The 17,643-nt window shown below is 39.2% G+C and carries 14 protein-coding genes, 16 tRNA genes and 1 riboswitch; of the genes, 10 read left to right on the plus strand and 20 right to left on the minus strand.

The annotated features are described in order from the left end of the window. Positions 1-133: 133 nt before the first annotated feature. Positions 134-3,106: an EAL domain-containing protein gene (locus ACHABU_RS06810; protein ID WP_435763634.1), complete on the plus strand. Its 2,973-nt coding sequence runs from the start codon at positions 134-136 to the stop codon at positions 3,104-3,106. A 156-nt stretch (positions 3,107-3,262) separates the two neighbouring features. Continuing rightward, complete coding sequence (locus ACHABU_RS06815; protein WP_435763636.1) at positions 3,263-3,703, plus strand: universal stress protein; 441 nt, start codon at positions 3,263-3,265, stop codon at positions 3,701-3,703. A gap of 37 nt (positions 3,704-3,740) precedes the next feature. Here the strand turns inward: ACHABU_RS06815 and ACHABU_RS06820 are convergent, their stop codons facing one another. Further along, positions 3,741-4,256 (minus strand): hypothetical protein, encoded by a 516-nt coding sequence (locus tag ACHABU_RS06820; RefSeq protein WP_435763638.1) that lies wholly within the window; start codon positions 4,254-4,256, stop codon positions 3,741-3,743. A gap of 41 nt (positions 4,257-4,297) precedes the next feature. Beyond that, positions 4,298-4,861, minus strand: coding sequence for a TetR/AcrR family transcriptional regulator (locus ACHABU_RS06825; protein ID WP_435763640.1), 564 nt, complete (start codon positions 4,859-4,861; stop codon positions 4,298-4,300). Positions 4,862-5,503: 642 nt separating this feature from the next. Here ACHABU_RS06825 and ACHABU_RS06830 point away from each other — a divergent pair. The 8 genes from ACHABU_RS06830 to ACHABU_RS06865 all read left to right on the plus strand — a co-directional run bounded on the left by ACHABU_RS06830 (position 5,504) and on the right by ACHABU_RS06865 (position 12,464). Beyond that, complete coding sequence (locus ACHABU_RS06830; protein ID WP_435763642.1) at positions 5,504-6,571, plus strand: YkvI family membrane protein; 1,068 nt, start codon at positions 5,504-5,506, stop codon at positions 6,569-6,571. Positions 6,572-6,825: 254 nt separating this feature from the next. Further along, a riboswitch (TPP riboswitch) is annotated at positions 6,826-6,936 on the plus strand. A 99-nt stretch (positions 6,937-7,035) separates the two neighbouring features. Continuing rightward, positions 7,036-7,689 carry a thiamine phosphate synthase gene (locus ACHABU_RS06835; RefSeq protein WP_435763644.1) on the plus strand — a complete coding sequence of 218 codons (654 nt, stop codon included), beginning with the start codon at positions 7,036-7,038 and terminating at the stop codon, positions 7,687-7,689. After that, positions 7,673-8,797 carry a glycine oxidase ThiO gene (thiO, locus tag ACHABU_RS06840; RefSeq protein ID WP_435763646.1) on the plus strand — a complete coding sequence of 375 codons (1,125 nt, stop codon included), beginning with the start codon at positions 7,673-7,675 and terminating at the stop codon, positions 8,795-8,797. The genes ACHABU_RS06835 and thiO overlap by 17 nt, the downstream gene beginning before the upstream one ends. Then, a complete protein-coding gene (thiS, locus tag ACHABU_RS06845; protein WP_435763648.1) occupies positions 8,794-8,997 on the plus strand; it encodes a sulfur carrier protein ThiS in 204 nt (67 codons plus the stop codon). Before thiO ends, thiS begins: the two co-directional genes overlap by 4 nt. A 1-nt stretch (position 8,998) precedes the next feature. Next, positions 8,999-9,763, plus strand: coding sequence for a thiazole synthase (locus tag ACHABU_RS06850; protein ID WP_435763650.1), 765 nt, complete (start codon positions 8,999-9,001; stop codon positions 9,761-9,763). Next, positions 9,763-10,779, plus strand: coding sequence for a thiazole biosynthesis adenylyltransferase ThiF (locus tag ACHABU_RS06855; RefSeq protein ID WP_435763652.1), 1,017 nt, complete (start codon positions 9,763-9,765; stop codon positions 10,777-10,779). Before ACHABU_RS06850 ends, ACHABU_RS06855 begins: the two co-directional genes overlap by 1 nt. Before the next feature lie 66 nt (positions 10,780-10,845). After that, positions 10,846-12,180, plus strand: coding sequence for a PTS galactitol transporter subunit IIC (locus ACHABU_RS06860; protein ID WP_435763654.1), 1,335 nt, complete (start codon positions 10,846-10,848; stop codon positions 12,178-12,180). After that, a complete protein-coding gene (locus ACHABU_RS06865) occupies positions 12,177-12,464 on the plus strand; it encodes a PTS sugar transporter subunit IIB (RefSeq protein WP_435763656.1) in 288 nt (95 codons plus the stop codon). Before ACHABU_RS06860 ends, ACHABU_RS06865 begins: the two co-directional genes overlap by 4 nt. Positions 12,465-12,587: 123 nt before the next feature. On the opposite strand, the gene ACHABU_RS06870 is transcribed toward ACHABU_RS06865, so the two are convergent. The 18 genes from ACHABU_RS06870 to ACHABU_RS06955 form a co-directional block, all read right to left on the minus strand. Next, on the minus strand, positions 12,588-14,300 hold the full coding sequence (locus ACHABU_RS06870) for a GMC family oxidoreductase (RefSeq protein WP_435763658.1): 1,713 nt from the start codon (positions 14,298-14,300) through the stop codon (positions 12,588-12,590). Positions 14,301-14,466: 166 nt separating this feature from the next. Further along, positions 14,467-15,237, minus strand: coding sequence for a gluconate 2-dehydrogenase subunit 3 family protein (locus ACHABU_RS06875; RefSeq protein WP_435763660.1), 771 nt, complete (start codon positions 15,235-15,237; stop codon positions 14,467-14,469). Positions 15,238-16,017: 780 nt separating this feature from the next. Next, a tRNA-Gln gene (locus tag ACHABU_RS06880) sits at positions 16,018-16,092 on the minus strand. Between the two features lie 4 nt (positions 16,093-16,096). Beyond that, positions 16,097-16,187 (minus strand) — tRNA-Ser (locus ACHABU_RS06885). 2 nt (positions 16,188-16,189) lie between these two features. After that, positions 16,190-16,264 (minus strand) — tRNA-Asn (locus ACHABU_RS06890). Positions 16,265-16,280: 16 nt separating this feature from the next. Next, positions 16,281-16,354 (minus strand) — tRNA-Arg (locus ACHABU_RS06895). Positions 16,355-16,422: 68 nt separating this feature from the next. Continuing rightward, positions 16,423-16,496: transfer RNA gene (locus tag ACHABU_RS06900), tRNA-Ile, on the minus strand. Positions 16,497-16,510: 14 nt separating this feature from the next. Beyond that, positions 16,511-16,584, minus strand: a tRNA-Gly gene (locus ACHABU_RS06905). A 26-nt stretch (positions 16,585-16,610) separates the two neighbouring features. Next, a tRNA-Tyr gene (locus tag ACHABU_RS06910) sits at positions 16,611-16,696 on the minus strand. 16 nt (positions 16,697-16,712) lie between these two features. Further along, positions 16,713-16,788 (minus strand) — tRNA-Phe (locus ACHABU_RS06915). Between the two features lie 23 nt (positions 16,789-16,811). Continuing rightward, positions 16,812-16,904 (minus strand) — tRNA-Ser (locus ACHABU_RS06920). A gap of 22 nt (positions 16,905-16,926) precedes the next feature. Further along, positions 16,927-17,000, minus strand: a tRNA-Ile gene (locus ACHABU_RS06925). Positions 17,001-17,025: 25 nt separating this feature from the next. Continuing rightward, a tRNA-His gene (locus ACHABU_RS06930) sits at positions 17,026-17,098 on the minus strand. A gap of 20 nt (positions 17,099-17,118) precedes the next feature. Further along, a tRNA-Met gene (locus tag ACHABU_RS06935) sits at positions 17,119-17,195 on the minus strand. A 17-nt stretch (positions 17,196-17,212) separates the two neighbouring features. Then, positions 17,213-17,285: transfer RNA gene (locus ACHABU_RS06940), tRNA-Ala, on the minus strand. 13 nt (positions 17,286-17,298) lie between these two features. Continuing rightward, positions 17,299-17,375 (minus strand) — tRNA-Pro (locus ACHABU_RS06945). An 8-nt stretch (positions 17,376-17,383) separates the two neighbouring features. Next, positions 17,384-17,460: transfer RNA gene (locus tag ACHABU_RS06950), tRNA-Arg, on the minus strand. A gap of 3 nt (positions 17,461-17,463) precedes the next feature. After that, positions 17,464-17,552, minus strand: a tRNA-Leu gene (locus tag ACHABU_RS06955). Positions 17,553-17,643 lie beyond the last annotated feature (91 nt).

Genomic DNA, 17,643 nt, shown 5'->3' on the forward strand with positions numbered 1-17,643 from the left:
GTGACAGAAATATTGCCCCTAGAATCCTCCGACTGAACTCTCTTTGAATTCTGTATAACATCATCTGTTATTATTTCTTCGTAATTATTTAGTTTTAGTAATAATAATCTACACTTAGGGAGGAATATATTAAATGGCAATGAGAAAATCAAAATTCCGAAATCTGTTTAAAAGAAATATATTTTCTAATAATCATGCAATTGATAAGCAATACACGAAGGGAAACGCATTAAGTACTCCCCTTCCTTCTTTGGCATGTAACCATCCAGATTTAATTATTGCTTTTTCTCTAGAAGGGGATATTGTTTCGCAAACTAGTAAAAGGCTTATAGAATTATTAGGATCTCGACCACAAACAAAAAATGATTTTCTTCATTTATTTCCAGAATCGACCTCCGAAAGATTAGATACTTTATTTAGTAACACATTAGGCGGTAAAACAGAGAATATAGAAATAGAAGTTAACAAATATAACGGTGAACAGGTTCAGCTTCTACTTACTTTTATTCCCATTCATATAAAAAACAATAGTGTAGAGCGTATTTATTTAATCATTAATGATTTAACGAAACACGCACAGCTCGAACAGTCGTTAGAACTGATGAAAAAACATTTAGATCACTCCCAGCAGATTGCTGCGGTTGGCAGTTGGGAGTATATCATTAATGATGATAAATTCGATTGTTCGAATAACTTTTTTAATACAATTGGTATGGATGAATCTGAAAATATCTCAATAGAAAAGCTTTTTACATTGGTCCATCCAGAAGATTATTCGTTGACTCGTCAAATTTTTGATGAGTCAACGAATAAAGGAAATAGCTTTTCCGCTGAATTTCGAATCCTTCATGGCAAAACAAATGAACTACGGTACATAACCGCTCAGGCTGAATGTATCAAGAAGGGTGATATTCCTTATAAATTTGTAGGGGTGATTAGAGACGATACTCCTTATAAGCGTTTAGAAAATGAATTAAAAAATAGGCTTACCAATTTACAGCATATCTATGATAACTTAAAGGCTGGAATATGGATGCGAGAAAACATAGAAGGAAAAATGGTCTTTGCTTCAAAAGGGCTAGCGGACATTCTGCAATATCCTTTAGAACAGATATATAAAGAACCTGATTATTGGGAAAAAATGGTTATACCAGAATATCATACGATGTTAATCGAAAGTATTCATTTATTGAAAAAAGGACAAATAACGCAAAATACATTCCCGATAGAATGCCCAGACGGAAAAACAAAATGGCTTCAGGAGCAGACATTTCCTTGGTTGGATGATAACGGGGAAATAGCTTATCTATTTGGAATGGTACTAGATGTCAGCGATGAATTAGAAATGCATGATAAACTTAACTTCCTTGCTTATCATGATGCACTTACCAGAATGCCGAATCAACATGGTCTTTATGATAAACTCGATACACTTTGTCAAAAAGAACATCCATTTGCTCTTATGTATTTAGATTTAGATCGATTTAGTCTTATCAACGATTCATTAGGTTATCATATTGGGGACGAGTTATTAAAGGAAGTAGCAAGTGGACTTATAGCGATTGTTCACCAAGAAGGTTATATCTCACGTATCAGTGGCACTGACTTTGTAATCGTGATTGAAAATTATCCAGATAAAGCTTCCATTTTCCATTTAGCTGAGCAATTAATGAAACATATTCAAAAACCAGTAACGATAGAAGAATTTGATATACAAATTACAACAAGTATTGGAATTAGCTTTTTCCCAGAACATGGAGAAAGCAAACTAACATTAATTGAAAATGCCCATTCTGCCTTACACCGTGCAAAAAGACAAGGGAAAAACAATTATAAGGTATATTCTGATATGAAAGATATATCATCTTATAAGAAATATATTTTGGATAAAGACATGAGAAAGGCTCTCATCAATGAAGAATTTGAAATCTATTACCAGCCAAAAGTGAATACGGAAGGAATCATTGTAGGAGCAGAGGCACTACTACGATGGAATCATCATGAATGGGGACTGGTTTCACCTGTAGAATTTATTCCCATAGCAGAGGAAAATCATTTTATTAATGATTTAGGTGATTGGGTGATAAAGGAAGTTTGCGCACGACTTAGAGAATGGAAAGAAAAAGACTTTACTTTACGCCCTATATCTATTAATATATCCCCCATTCGTTTAATGAAAAAAGGATTGGTAGAATACGTTAAACAACAGTTGGAGCTTTATCAAATTCCGGGCAACTATTTGGAGTTTGAAATCACAGAAGAATCGCTTTTAAGGTACGATAATACTGTTTTTAACACGTTAGAGGACTTAAAAAGTGTTGGTGCGACCATTGCCATTGATGATTTCGGTACAGGCTACTCTTCGTTGCAATCTTTGCGAGAAATCCAAGCGGACACCTTAAAGATTGATAAAGTTTTCATACAACATATTACTAACGAGAACAAAGTAGATGCAGCAATCGTCTCTTCTACTATGCATCTTGCTAAAGGATTAGGTTTGAAAGTGGTAGCAGAGGGTGTTGAAGAGTATGAACAATTAGAGTTTCTGAAACAAAATGAATGTGATATTATTCAGGGATATTTATTTTCCAAACCAGTTGCCTTAGAAATATTTGAACAAATGCTACAAGCTGGTTATTTATTACCGAGTAAAAAGAAACTTTCAAAGATACCTGAAATAGAACGTAGAGAGTTTTATCGATTTGAATTCCCATACAGTTTGCTTGGAAATATGACCATCACAGAAGTAAATCATCGTAAAGTAAGTCTTGGTGCAACACAAATTTTAATAGAAAATATTAGTTTGGGTGGAATAAAAATAGTATCTTTATTAAAACTTCCTATTAATTCCGATATGAAATTTATGTTTGCTTTTACCCTTATGAATGAATTGTTTGAATTAGAAGGTACATTGATATGGAAAGACGAAGCAAAAGAAGATATGTTTTTCTATGGTGTTAAATTCAACTTAACTGTCCAAGATGAAGATCGATTAGCGCCATTAATTAATCAGATGAGTGCTTTGCAACGCGCAAATAAACAAATACCTGATACAGACTTTGTTTATGAAGATTCCTTTTCTTATTTAAATAAACATCTTATATAGAATTTAAATCAACAATCCGGTTACTTTGACAGCACGGGGACGGTTCTTTTGCTTCCTCTCTCCCCTTGGACTATTAACCGTAATTAATGTTATGTTGTTATTAATCATGGAAAAGTCAAATTGATTTATTACATGATTAAAGGGGATTGCGACAAAATGACAGATCATTATAAAAGTATTCTAGTAGCTGTAGATGGTTCCAAAGAGGCGGAATATGCATTTCGTAAATCACTTGATATTGCATACGAACATCAGGGCTCACAATTAAACATCGTTAACATTATTGATACGCGCTATTTGGGACCTCTTGATAAAAAATTAGCAGAAGATGTCAAAGAAAAAACGCGGCAAAAATTAGATTGCTATAAAGCACGTGCTACAGCTTTGATTGTTAAAAATGTGAATATCATTATTGAATATGGTTCACCACGAATGATGATTGCAAATGAGATTGCTAAGTCAGTGGACGCAGACTTAATTATTTGTGGTGCTACAGGGCATACGACAGTAGAGCGCTATCTTATTGGTTCGGTATCTCAAGCCATCGTTCGCTCTGCCAAATGCGATGTTTTAGTCATCCGTACGCCTGCATCATAAAAAAAGCGCTCAGACTTTATAAGCCTTGAGCGCTTTTTTAGATAAATTGTGTATTCGTTTGAACTGCAGCTTTTCTATCTTGGGCTGCGTGCATTTTAACCATTACGAAACGTGCAAATGGTTGGATAACTACACTCTCCAAAAATAGGGCAATTACAAAGTTACGAGGCCAGATTTGTACAAAATTAGCAAAAATCTCAGTTGTAAAACCATTTCCAATGATATCTCCAACAATTGTCATTGTAAATGACATCCCTAATACGGTGAAAATCGTACGGAACATAATACGAGCAGCAAAACCGTCTGTTTGCGAAATAAATTTAGATGATAAAAATTCTGCAAAGCGACCGATTGCTACTGGTTCAATAATCATTACGATAACCCAAATAATAGGTAGTACGATTAACATGTTCATTGCAACCTCTTTGTTAAATTCCCCAGCTGCAAGGATGATATTGATGGATCCCATCATTAATACGGATAATGTTACAATAATTGCGCCGAATATTGCGCCCTCTTTACCATTTTTTGGTAGTCTTTTTTCTTGATGCATCGTTTTCTTTTTCTCCTTCAAAATCAATTTTTCAACCAACGCTATTTGTTCACTTTTAATATAATCGGTAATAATGTGGCGATTGTTTTCAATGGGGTTGCGGATTTTTGCGTTAAACAAAGCATAATGGCACCCTCGATCGAAGCTGTCAACAACATTGCGATAGCAGAAGCTGATTCGTTTGAATAGCCTTCTGTTATCAGTTTCTCATAGTAAAGCTCTTGAATGTTTTCATATAGAGCACTACAAGCAATGCGGACCGGTTCACTCATCGTGGCCATTTCACTGACAATGCTGCTAAATGTATAGCCGATAATGGTGCCGTTTTTTTCAAAGTTACCAATTAACTTATCGATCATGGCGAGGATGGCCTCCTGTGTTGTAGGGTGCCTACTGAAAATAGCTTCGATATCTGTGGTAATGGCTTCATTTAAATCGTGTAAACAAGTAATCAATAATTCTTCTTTTCCATTTGGGAAATGATGATAAAGCGCTCCTTTTGTAACATTACAGACTTTTAAAATCTCGTTAAGTCCAACATTTTTATAACCCTTTGCCTGAAAAAGAGCTGTAGATTTTTCAATTAATAGCGATTTTGTATCCATATTCGTGTATTTCTCCTAACATACCAACGGGTCTGTTTGTAGTATAACAGATTTTTAGCAGGAATTATAGTTAATAGTTTTTTCAAACTTGTGGGACAGAAGGACAGGTACATTGCCCCGAAGTATATCTAAAAATAATAGGAATTGGTGGGTCTTCCCTCTATATCCTGCTCAGGAAATAGAATATTATTTCTTTTTCTCCCACATGCAGTCGACAGCCCTCTAATCCCTTTCATCAATACCAGAAACAACCATTGTCATTGTCTCAATCCCTATGATTTCAGTTACTAAAATGGGGATAAATCAATAGAAAACCATATTCAGTCCTTAATGAAAATATCGGGAAACGGTGCCTGCCCCCAATGTTCCCCCTCTTCCCCCCAATGCATTGTCTTCCTCTTTTGGTAAATTGTCTTTAGTTTTATGGTGTATTTACATTGCATTAATTTGGTGAATAGACTAAATAATCTTTTAACTACAACAACCCAGCTACTTACATGACTATTCTGTTATAATAAAACTTTACCACATATAATGTCTAAATTTGCAAATCAAAATGGTCCCCAATTTTATCCAGCAATAAGAAGCGTATTATGGTTTAAGATAATTGGAAGAGAAACAATAAAACAACAGGAGGATACAATGAAGAGAATTTTTCAAATTAGCAGTGCATTTGTAGGCATTATCGTAGGTGCCGGATTCGCCTCTGGTCAGGAAGTTTTGCAATACTTCACTAGTTTCGGGACGATTGGGATTATCGGTGCAATCATTGCTACCGCATTATTTGCTTATATGGGAATGGTGATGACTAGGATTGGTAGTCGCATGCAAGCAACCTCTCATCAAGACGCGATTCATAAAATGAGCGGAAAAGTTCTAGGTACCATCATTGACTATATCATTATCTTCACCTTATTTGGTGTTGGTGTTGTTATGGTTGCTGGGGGCGGGTCTATTTTAAATCAACAATTCGGCCTTCCCATAGTTGTCGGTAATTTGCTCTTGATTACGCTTGTCGTACTCATTGCAATGCTCAATTTAACTAGAGTTGTTCAGGTAATCGGAAGTATTACGCCGTTTTTAATTTTTGCGCTTATTATACTGTTCATCTTCAGCGTAGCAACAATGGACAATACGTTTGCAACACTTGATCCAATCGCAAAGCAGTACGACTCTGCATTGCCAAACTGGATTTTCTCAGCGATAAATTATGTCTCCTTTAACATTGCAGTAGGTTTTTCTATGGCGATTGTAATGGGTGGGGATGAAAAGAATGAGAAAACAGCAGCAATTGGTGGCTTTTTAGGTGGGCTCGCGATTGGTGTTCTAATTATCATCAGTCATATTATGATCTTCTCGAAAGTTGATATTGTCGGCGCTTTTGACATGCCGATGTTAAAACTTGCAGATGATATTTCTCCAATTTTAGGGGTTGTTTATACCTTTATCTTATTTGGAATGATATTCAATACTGCCATAAGTATGTTCTTCTCATTTAGTGCCAGATTTACAGAAATGGGAACAAAGAAATTTAAAATCTTTACAATAATCACCGGTATGGTTGCATTTGCATTAAGCTTTGTCGGCTTTACAACACTTGTTGCATGGTTCTATCCATTAATCGGAAACCTCGGACTCTTGCTTATAATTGTCCTTATCGTGGCTTCCTTTAGGATGGGGAAAATTGTGGAAAAGCAGGAAAAAATATAATTCATATCTAAATACTACATTCACACAAAAGGAGCTTGGATATCTTACCAAGCTCCTTTTCATTCTTATTATGCTTTTGTGAAAGCTGAGTGGGACAGAGGGTACATGAGGTGACCTCTCGTCCCACTATGTCCTCGTGTCCCTTAAAGCTAACCTATCTATACCTCCTCATACAGACATACCTAAGATAATTCGGCTATTGACAATCATTTTAAGAATGTTATAATTTATTCAAATTGTTAATTAAATATTTACCGATTCACTAGAGGTGCCTTTTAAAAGGGCTGAGATCAAAGCGATTGACTTTGGGACTCTTTGAACCTGATACGGTTGATGCCGGCGGAGGGAAGTGAAAGAACGGATATCGTAATCTATTTGTTTATTTATGCGATAAAACCACTTTCCTTTTCATGCGGGAAGTGGTTTTTTTATTTTTTCAAATGATCTTAAAGGAGAAACTTAGGATGAATGATTTCAACAAAAAAGATGATACATACGGAGAACTTCATATTATCTCAACTGGGGAACAATCACCTGAAACGTTTGTATCCATTGCTGAAAAAATAAACGGTTATGTAGGTTTTTTTCATATTCGAGAGAAATCATGGTCCGATATTCAATATATGCAAACAATCGAACTACTTCATTCCAAAGGCATTCCACTTGAAAAAATCATGGTCAATCACCGGATTCATGTAGCCAACGCAATGCAGGTACGAGGTGTTCAATTAACCTATCAAAGCATCGATGTATCCGTAGCAAGAAAGACTTATGAATCCTTGTACATTGGCTGTTCCGTTCATTCCGTGGAAGAAGCTGTTTCCGCACTTCAACACGGTACAGATTACTTGCTATATGGTCATGTCTTTGACAGCCGCTCAAAACCCGGCGTAAAGCCAAAAGGTTTGGATGGCTTGAAACAAGTCGCACAGCATGTATCCATTCCAGTGATTGCAATTGGTGGCATCACCCCTCAAAATACGCCACAGATCATCAATCATGGTGCAAGCGGTATCGCGGTTTTATCAGGAGTGTTATTGTCCAGTGATCCAGTCGCAAAGGCAATATCCTACAAACATGCATTAAGAAAGGGGGGGAAAAATGAAGAAACAGTATGATGTCATTATTGTTGGCGGAGGTGTCATCGGCAGTTCCATTGCATTCCATTTGAGCAAGCGTAATTACCATGTACTCGTTGTAGAAAAAGGGGCACTCGCTCAAAAAGCATCACGTGCTGCTGCAGGCATGTTAGGTGCGCAAAATGAAATAGGAGAAGATAGTCCGCTCCTGTCCTTTGCACGTAAAAGTAGAGCAATGTTTCCTGCCTTAGCGGAAGAGCTTCAATTTTTATCTACTATCAATATCAAACTTATCCAAAGTGGAATTATAAAAGTTGCTCAATCAGAAGAAGAAGCAGCACACTTACGCGAAATCGCAGCCATTCAAGAAAAGTTAGGTGAAAAGGTAGAATGGTTGCCTACTGCGCAAGTGAAAGAAAAGGAACCGGAACTTTCCGAAGCTGTACAAGGTGGATTATATATGCCAAATGATGGGCAAGTGTCGGCCCCACTTTTATCCAAAGCATTGGCCCAATCTGCAGCCGCTTTAGGAGCAGACTTCCTGGAATATACCGAAGTACAGGAATTGGTTCAAGATAATAATCGGATCTCCGGTGTAAGAACAGGAACAGATTTCTTTTCCGCAAATCATGTCATTGTTGCGGGCGGAGCATGGAGCAAACACATCCTTAAGAGAACCGGCATATCACTAGAAACGTATCCCGTAAAAGGCGAATGCTTTTCCGTACATACTCCTGAACGAATGATCACATCCAGTATTTTTTCATCTGGGGGCTATATCGTTCCGAAGTCTGGCGGCAAAGTCATTATTGGCGCTACAGAAAAGCCTCATACGTTTGATGAATCCGTTCAACTGGATGGACTTTATCAGTTAATGACTCAAGCGGTAACCATCCTTCCAGCATTAAAAAATGCCAAATGGGAGAAAGCATGGGCTGGCATTCGCCCGCAAACAGGAGATGGACTGCCCTATCTTGGAGAACATCCACATGTAAAAGGGCTATTCGTCGCAACTGGCCATTACCGAAATGGTATTTTATTATCTCCTGTTACCGGGTTATTAATGGCAGATATGATCGATGGAAAAGCGGTCCATCACCCATTTTCCATTAACAGAACACCATATATCAAGGAGGTAAACCGATGAAATTGCTAGTGAATGGCAATCATTTACAAGTTCCAAGCAATGTATTTACGATTTCTGATGTCATTACCCATTTTTTTGATCATGATCCCATTGTCATTGTGGAACATAATGGAGAAATTTTGGAGAAAAATCACCATCCAAAACGAATCGTTGCAGATGGCGACAAAATTGAATTAGTAGAATTTGTAGGAGGCGGATGACATGTTAACGATTGGCGAAAAACAATTTAATTCCCGTTTATTTTTAGGAACTGGAAAATACCCGAGCTTTGCTATCCAGAAAGAAGCGGTGGAAGTATCAGAAACGAATATTCTAACCTTTTCGGTGCGCCGGATGGATATTTTTGAATCTTCCCAGCCAAATCTCCTGGAAAAGATAGATTTGAAAAATTATGATCTTTTGCCCAATACAGCTGGTGCAAAAACAGCTGAGGAAGCGGTTCGAACTGCGAAGCTCGCTAAAGCATCCGGGCTTTGTGACATGGTGAAAGTTGAAATCATCGGCTGTGATAAAACATTGCTGCCAGACCCTGTAGAAACACTGCGGGCAACGGAAGAATTATTGAAAGAAGGTTTCATCGTACTTCCCTATACTTCCGATGATGTTGTTTTAGCACGGAAACTGGAAGAGTTAGGTGCCCATGCGATTATGCCTGGTGCGTCACCGATTGGATCCGGGCAAGGGATAATTAATCCGCTTAACTTAAGCTTTATTATTGAACAAGCAAATGTGCCTGTCATTGTTGATGCCGGAATTGGTTCTCCAAAAGACGCGGCCTTTGCAATGGAGCTCGGGGCTGACGGCGTCCTTTTAAATACAGCGGTTTCCGCATCCGTTGACCCTGTCAAAATGGCTGAAGCGATGAAACTTGCTGTAGAGGCAGGTCGACTCGGCTATGAAGCAGGACGCATTCCGAAAAAACGCTACGCAACTGCAAGCAGCCCAATAGAAGGGATTAGCATCTAATGAATGATCGTTATTCCAGACAAATATTATTTTCGCCCATCGGTCATGAAGGACAGGAAAAATTAGCTGAGAAGCATGTCCTATTGATTGGTGCAGGTGCACTTGGTACAGGGAATGCGGAGATTCTTGTTCGTTCTGGTGTTGGAAAAATAACGATCGTTGACCGAGATTACGTCGAATGGAGCAACTTGCAGCGTCAACAGCTATACACAGAGAGTGATGCGACTAATCGCATGCCAAAAGTCATTGCAGCAAAAAGAAGATTAGAGGAAATTAACCAGGATGTGCAAATTGAAGCAAAGATAATCGATGTCACCCCATTGGAGATGCGTCAGCTCATAGATGGCGTCGATTTGATTATTGATGCAACAGATAATTTCGATATTCGACTTATCATCAATGATATATCGCAAAAACATAGCATTCCTTGGATATACGGTGCTGTTGTTGCAAGCTATGGTATCAGTTATACGATTCTTCCAAAAGAAACGCCCTGTTTGCATTGTTTATTGCAACAAGTGCCAATGGGCGGGATGACTTGTGATACGGCAGGTGTTATCAGTCCCGTTGTTCAAATGGTTGTTGCCCATCAATCGGCAGAGGCTTTAAAAATTCTAACCGATAACCGGGACGCATTGAGAAAGCGATTAATTTCGTTTGATCTTTGGAGTAATCAGCAAGCTTCCATTGATGTCAGCACGTTCAAAAATACAAGCTGCCTGTCCTGTGGCGAAGCACCGACATATCCGCATTTAAGCTATGAAAGTCAAACAAAGACTGCCGTACTATGCGGGAGAGATACAGTACAGATTAGACCAACGTCAGCAGGAAAGCGAGACTTGCAAACGATCGCGGCACGCCTCTCCAATACAGGAAAAGTCGAACAAAATTCATTTCTATTATCCTTTACGAGCGAACCGCATCGTTTGGTCATGTTTCACGATGGACGGATACTTGTGCATGGAACGAGTGATGTGACCGAAGCAAAATCATTATATTACCGGTATTTCGGATGAGTTGAGCTGTGGGGCGCCCTCTAAATAGAGTATTTAAATAGAATAGAAACTAGTCTGGAGGGCTATATGTTGGAAGTTTTACAATGGTTTGTCGATTTGGGAGCGAGTGTGATGCTCCCAATGATTATTTTTATTTTCGCAATACTGCTTGGTACGGGTCCAGGAAAAGCATTGTTTTCCGGATTGATTGTCGGTGTTGGTTTTGTAGGATTGAATCTCATCTTAAACTTATTGACGACGAGTTTAGGGCCAGCAGCACATTCGATGGTCGATCATTTCGGTTTAAACTTACAAACCATTGATGTTGGCTGGCCAGCTGCAGCAGCTATTTCCTATGGCACTGCACTCGGAAGTCTTGCTATACCGATAGGAATTGGAATTAACCTTTTACTATTAGCATTCGGATTAACGAAAACAGTAAATGTTGATATTTGGAATTATTGGCATATCGCTTTTACAGGATCGCTCATTTATGCGTTGACGAATGATTTCGCATTAGGTCTGTTTACAACGGCGGTACACGCTATAGTGGTGCTCCTCATGGGTGATATGTTAGCGAAAGATATGCAAAACTTTTTCGGATTAAAACAAATAACCTTTCCACATGCGGCATCCGCACCGTCCTATTTTTTAGCGAAGCCATTAAATGTCGTTTTTGACAAGATTCCAGGATTTAATAAGCTAAAAGCAGACCCAGCTTCTATCCAAAAACGTTTCGGAATCTTCGGACATACGATTGTCTTAGGTGCATTGCTTGGTTTGCTAATCGGTTTAGTTGCAGGCTACAACATCCAAGATATATTGCAATTATCGATACAGACTGCTGCCGTCTTATTTTTAATGCCGAAAATGGTTGCCTTATTAATGGAAGGACTGACACCTATTTCAGAAGCTGCTAGTAAAAAAATGAAGGAAAAGTATCCAGACAGAGAGCTCTATATTGGGATGGACAGTGCGCTAGCAGTAGGACATCCCGCTGTATTATCCGCTTCCTTAGTCATGATACCAGTTACGTTATTCCTAGCAGTCATTTTACCCGGAAATAGTGTCTTGCCATTCGGTGACTTAGCAACAATCCCATTCTTGATCTGCTTAATGGTACCTGTATTTAAAGGAAACATCGTCCGCACGATCATCGCAGCAAGCATTTACATCAGTGTTGGATTGTATATAGCTACATGGCTATCCCCGATATTTACCGAAATGGCCCTTGCTTCGGACTTTGATATCGGAAATAATTCCAGTGTTTCTTCTCTTGTTGACGGTGCTGTTTGGACAACTGCCTTATTCGCAGGACTAGGTAAATTATTAAGCTGGTATGGGATGGCTGCGATCGGCCTAGGTGCATTAGCCGGTTTAGTTTATGTAAATAAAATAAAAAAGGATGGAAAACAAACATGAAAAAAGTGTTAGTCATTTGCGCGACAGGCATTGCTACTTCTACGATCATCATGGCGCGATTAACAGAATGGTTGAGAGACGAAAACCTTCTTGAACAAGTGGAGTTGCATCAAGGGAAAGTCAGTGAAGCATTCCATGTACAAGATGATTATGACTTTATCATCTCCGCTACGATCGTTCCAGACGACTTAAAAGAGAAAGTAATTGATGGGGTTCCTTTGTTAATAGGTAATGGATCTGAAGAAGTTTTTGAAAATATTAAAAATAGAATAGATATACATTGAATTTAAGTATCCCTGCGAAAATTCACAAAATCCACAGCACGTATGCTGTGGATTTGTTTTTCCTCTTAATCCCTGTTCCTTAAGTTTTGCTCTGATTCCTGCAAGCTGTGCATGCCCTACTACTTAAACCAGCATGCCGCCATCTTTACTAAATTTGATAATTCCTTCTGAAGCTCGGTAAGCAAGCGCTCCTAGAGTATGCGTCGCATTGTAACCACTTTGGTGAGGATATGCCGATCCACCAACTACGAAAACATTTTCCGCTTCCCACATTTGCAGGTAATTATTGACAGCAGACGTTTCAGGATCCGCTCCCATGATAACACCGCCTGTATTGTGTGTCGCTTGATATTTTGTAATGTCATAATGCTCAACGGATTCATTCTCAGAAACATGCGTCGCTCCCATTTCTTTCATGATTTTCTTTGTTTGGTCGTTTAGGAATTTACCACGTTTACGGTCGGTTTCCGAAAAATCAAACGTCATGCGAAGAAGTGGATTACCGTGTACATCTTTATATGTCGGATCTAAATCCAAATAGTTATCCACATGAGGTAAAGTTGCGCCATACGTATGAACGTTCAACGTGCGGTTATAGTACTTTAATGATTGCTCCTTAAATTCTTTCCCCCAACTTGGTGTACCTGGAGGAACTTGGTTGTTGTCAATCGGTCTTTTTCCTGATTGATTCATTATAATTGCTCCACCATGTATAAAGTCATAATCGGTATGATCAAAGTTATCGGCATTAAAGTTATCTAATGTTGCGCCGAGTCCACCAGAACCAATTGCCGTATTGAACTTCTGATCATCGAAAAATCCATCTGTTCCTACAATTACTTGGTAACAGTAGTTCTTGCCAATCGTACCTTTCCCAGTTTCAGGGTTATAGGCAGTACCAAGTTTTGAATTGAGTAACAAGCGATTATTGTTAAACGTATAACTTGTGATTGCAACAATATCTGCGGGTTGTTCAAATTTTTCACCTGTACGCGTATCGACATAAATAACCCCTGTTGCCTTCCCACCTTCATGCAACACTTCGATAACCTCAGAATTCGGACGAAGGTCAAAGTTCCCAGTTTTTAGTGCTGCTGGAATAACCGTAACGTTTGGACTTGCTTTAGCACCGTATTCACAACCGAAACGTTCACAGAATCCGTTCATTTGACATCTTGCTAAATGCTGACCGTCCGGGTTTGTATATTGTTGTGAGTTATTAGCTGCTGGCATGGTAAAAGGATCCAATCCCATCTTTTTCGTTGCTTCTTTAAATAAATCAAGCTCTGGACCATGCTTCAATGCCGGATTTGGGAAGGGTTCTGAACGTTCTCCGCGAAGAGGCGTCTCGTCAGCAGAAATACCTGCCATCTTTTCAAACTTTGTATAATATGGCTCCATTTCATCGTAGGTAATTCCCCAATCCTGGATGAGTAGCCCATCCGCAATTTTAGCCTCACCATATCTTTCAACCGTTTTCGATTTGATTTCAAAGTCATATGGGTTATAACGGTCTGTCATTCCGTTCCAATGTGTACCTGCTCCTCCTACACCGTTTCCTAACATGAAGGATCCATATTGACGCATTGGTAATGCACGTTGATCACCATTATTTCTAAATGTTAATGTTTCCCTCGATAAATCTTGCATCAATTCACCACGTAATGCATAACGAAGCTCATCATGCTTCATAGCAAAGTTTGCCGTGCCACGATTTCCGCCACGCTCTAATCCTACAACGTTTAATCCTGCTTTACTGGCCTCAGCAGCTATAATTCCGCCTGTCCAACCTACACCAACTGTTACCACATCTGTTTTAGGTAGTTTCGTAACCATATTCAATTACCCCTTTTCCTGCTGTACATTTTTTCTTTAGAAAACTTGGCATTTCTCAAGCCTTTAGTAAGCTTTAGTTGCACTTATGCAGATAGGAAAGTTTTATATTTTCTATTTGCCAAGTTAAAATCTATTTCTTACAGCTTTTTATTTTTTTTATACATGTTTAGTTATGTGTGTTATGAAGGCTCGCTGGTTTAATTTCAATGAATTCTTTAGATGCCACTTGTTCATCTGAATAACTCATTTGAACACCAGGATACTCTTTCATTTTCCAACCTTGCATATCTTTATTCCCACCGTAAAGTGGATCCGAATAGGCACCCTCTATAGTTGACTGACGTAATATATTAAAGAAGATGCTAGATTTAATACCAGGTATGTCTGCTTTATCATTTTCAAAGGCTACTAGGACCTCATCTTGCTTTTCACCATCTAATGCGGTAAACCCTTCACTAAAGGTCGCTTGACTATATTTTTCGATTGCTTCAATGCCTAAGTCATAAATCTGATGGTACTTTAATTGAGATTGATAGCCTTGGTTCAGCTCCCCCTCAAAGAAAGGCCCCTGCCTATATTCCTTCGCATTGATTCCCCATTTCCCTGCTAACTGGTGATCAATATAGTAAGGAACTCCTAAACCAATCGCACCTGGACCATTTTCATCTTCTGGAAAAATTCGCTCCGTTGCCTGCCCCAGCAAATCGAAATCCGCTCGATTTGTAAAATATTCTAAAGCCTGATCATGCTGCTGTGCAGGTGGTGTTTCTTTTGACGCTGTAGCGGTGCTTTCTTGTTCACCTTTATCACTAAATCCAAGTAAACCGCCTAATGTTCCACCAACAACAACTCCCCCAGCAGCAATTCCACTGTTTCTCAGGAATTTACGTCTTGAGGAACCATTTGCATTAAGGTGTTTTTCATCATTCGTTGACATAAAAAAAGCCTCCAATTCATTTAAAATTAGAAGTAAAGAGAGAGGTGACAATTATCGCATATGGATTTTTAATCCCACAGCCGATTATGTAGTTATCCCCGAATTTGTAAATTCATCTCATTATGATCGATTACTTTATTTCTTTGCTCTGTTATGTAATTGCAGTAATAATAATGGTTGCGTTAATCAAACAGCGTAATCAAGCTATCAAAAATAGATTCTCTTTAATTCTGCATAAATAATATAAATTACTAGATTAAAACGATTAAGTTGGTAATCTAGAAAGAGTGATTATTAATCTACAATTATTTAAATATTTATATTATAATCGCTTACTATATCATAGGTCTATTAAACTAATTTGTCAATATTTCGAACTTATTTATAGATATATTTTTCTATAAAAGTGAGTTGACTTCAGGATCATATAGGTGAATAGAAGGGCAGGAAACTACTATAGGAAAATATTCGCTTTATATAGTAGACTAATCAATATTATATAGTCCCGACAAATGAAGTCTCTAAGTGGTAAGTTATGTTGTGAAAGTCCAATTGGTTATTTGAAGGTAAGAAGTTCAGCAGGAGATAGTGGAAGGAATAACTTTTTTTATGTATGAGAGGGTTTTGAAAAAAATAAAAGTACTTACTTATTTGCAATAAATGAAGCAAATTTAAAACGCATGGATATCATTATCCATGCGTTTTTATGTGCTATTTATATTATTGTTTAGTCTGTTACTTCTAATTTATAGATAGTCAACTCGTATTTTAGTATGTCATTGGCTGGGCTACCAGGATTCGAACCTGGGATACACGGGATCAAAACCCGATGCCTTACCGCTTGGCTATAGCCCAATAATGGCGGAGAAGGAGAGATTTGAACTCTCGCGCCGCTTACACGACCTACACCCTTAGCAGGGGCGCCTCTTCAGCCACTTGAGTACTTCTCCAATGGCTCCACAGGTAGGATTCGAACCTACGACCGATCGGTTAACAGCCGATTGCTCTACCACTGAGCTACTGTGGAATAATGAATAGTTAAGTGCGCCCTAGAGGATTCGAACCTCTGACCCACAGCTTAGAAGGCTGTTGCTCTATCCTACTGAGCTAAGGGCACAATGAAGAATGATATATTAACATACACTTGTATGAAGTATGATCAACATAGAAGAAATTTTATAGAAATGGGCCTGAGTGGACTCGAACCACCGACCTCACGCTTATCAGGCGTGCGCTCTAACCAGCTGAGCTACAGGCCCATAGAAAGAATATATGGAGCGGGTGAAGGGAATCGAACCCTCATCATCAGCTTGGAAGGCTGAGGTTTTACCACTAAACTACACCCGCATAAAACGAAAGTTATATATATAAAATGGTGGAGGGAGTAGGACTCGAACCTACGAACCCGATGGGAGCGGATTTACAGTCCGCCGCGTTTGGCCAACTTCGCTATCCCTCCACGATTAATTTTAAAGTGGTGGCTCGAGACGGAATCGAACCGCCGACACAAGGATTTTCAGTCCTCTGCTCTACCGACTGAGCTACCAAGCCAATGAATGAATTAACAATATATATGGAGGAGGTAGAGGGATTCGAACCCCCGCGCGGTTTGACCCGCCTGTTGGTTTTCAAGACCAATCCCTTCAGCCAGACTTGGGTATACCTCCACATTATAATCGTTACTTCAAATGGACCCTGCAGGATTCGAACCTGCGACCGATCGGTTATGAGCCGATAGCTCTAACCAACTGAGCTAAGGGTCCAATTTATAATCATTTAATATTAAGGGGCGACCGATGGGAATTGAACCCACGAATGCCGGAGTCACAATCCGGTGCGTTAACCCCTTCGCCACGACCGCCATCTTATAACTATATATTTTGGTAGCGGCAGAGGGGATCGAACCCACGACCTCACGGGTATGAACCGTACGCTCTCGCCAGCTGAGCTACGCCGCCAATATAATAAAAACAAATGGAGCCTAGCGGGATCGAACCGCTGACCTCCTGCGTGCAAGGCAGGCGCTCTCCCAGCTGAGCTAAGGCCCCGTAATATAATGAATGGTCGGGAAGACAGGATTCGAACCTGCGACCCCTTGGTCCCAAACCAAGTGCTCTACCAAGCTGAGCTACTTCCCGATAATAAATGGTGCGCCCGAGAGGAGTCGAACCTCTAACCGCTTGATTCGTAGTCAAGTACTCTATCCAATTGAGCTACGGGCGCAAATGGTGCCGAGGACCGGAATCGAACCGGTACGGTAGTCACCTACCGCAGGATTTTAAGTCCTGTGCGTCTGCCAGTTCCGCCACCCCGGCAAGGGCTTGAAGCAAGAAACGGGATTCAAATTCGCAATCCCCACCTTGGGAAGGTGATGTTCTAGAAATGAACTACTTCCTCAAAAAGTAA

Origin of the sequence: Oceanobacillus sp. CF4.6 (assembly GCF_051262635.1) — a bacterium.
Classification (GTDB): Bacteria; Bacillota; Bacilli; order Bacillales; family Amphibacillaceae; genus Oceanobacillus.

Excerpts from the sequence above, each read along its gene's own strand:
- ACHABU_RS06865 (WP_435763656.1), top strand. The coding sequence starts at position 12,177 with ATGAAAAAAGTGTTAGTCATTTGCGCGACAGGCATTGCTACTTCTACG.
- ACHABU_RS06875 (WP_435763660.1), bottom strand. The coding sequence starts at position 15,237 with ATGTCAACGAATGATGAAAAACACCTTAATGCAAATGGTTCCTCAAGA.
- ACHABU_RS06870 (WP_435763658.1), bottom strand. The coding sequence starts at position 14,300 with ATGGTTACGAAACTACCTAAAACAGATGTGGTAACAGTTGGTGTAGGT.
- ACHABU_RS06850 (WP_435763650.1), top strand. The coding sequence starts at position 8,999 with ATGTTAACGATTGGCGAAAAACAATTTAATTCCCGTTTATTTTTAGGA.
- ACHABU_RS06810 (WP_435763634.1), top strand. The coding sequence starts at position 134 with ATGGCAATGAGAAAATCAAAATTCCGAAATCTGTTTAAAAGAAATATA.
- ACHABU_RS06855 (WP_435763652.1), top strand. The coding sequence starts at position 9,763 with ATGAATGATCGTTATTCCAGACAAATATTATTTTCGCCCATCGGTCAT.
- ACHABU_RS06830 (WP_435763642.1), top strand. The coding sequence starts at position 5,504 with ATGAAGAGAATTTTTCAAATTAGCAGTGCATTTGTAGGCATTATCGTA.
- ACHABU_RS06820 (WP_435763638.1), bottom strand. The coding sequence starts at position 4,256 with ATGCATCAAGAAAAAAGACTACCAAAAAATGGTAAAGAGGGCGCAATA.
- ACHABU_RS06825 (WP_435763640.1), bottom strand. The coding sequence starts at position 4,861 with ATGGATACAAAATCGCTATTAATTGAAAAATCTACAGCTCTTTTTCAG.
- ACHABU_RS06860 (WP_435763654.1), top strand. The coding sequence starts at position 10,846 with ATGTTGGAAGTTTTACAATGGTTTGTCGATTTGGGAGCGAGTGTGATG.
- ACHABU_RS06835 (WP_435763644.1), top strand. The coding sequence starts at position 7,036 with ATGAATGATTTCAACAAAAAAGATGATACATACGGAGAACTTCATATT.
- thiS (WP_435763648.1), top strand. The coding sequence starts at position 8,794 with ATGAAATTGCTAGTGAATGGCAATCATTTACAAGTTCCAAGCAATGTA.
- ACHABU_RS06815 (WP_435763636.1), top strand. The coding sequence starts at position 3,263 with ATGACAGATCATTATAAAAGTATTCTAGTAGCTGTAGATGGTTCCAAA.
- thiO (WP_435763646.1), top strand. The coding sequence starts at position 7,673 with ATGAAGAAACAGTATGATGTCATTATTGTTGGCGGAGGTGTCATCGGC.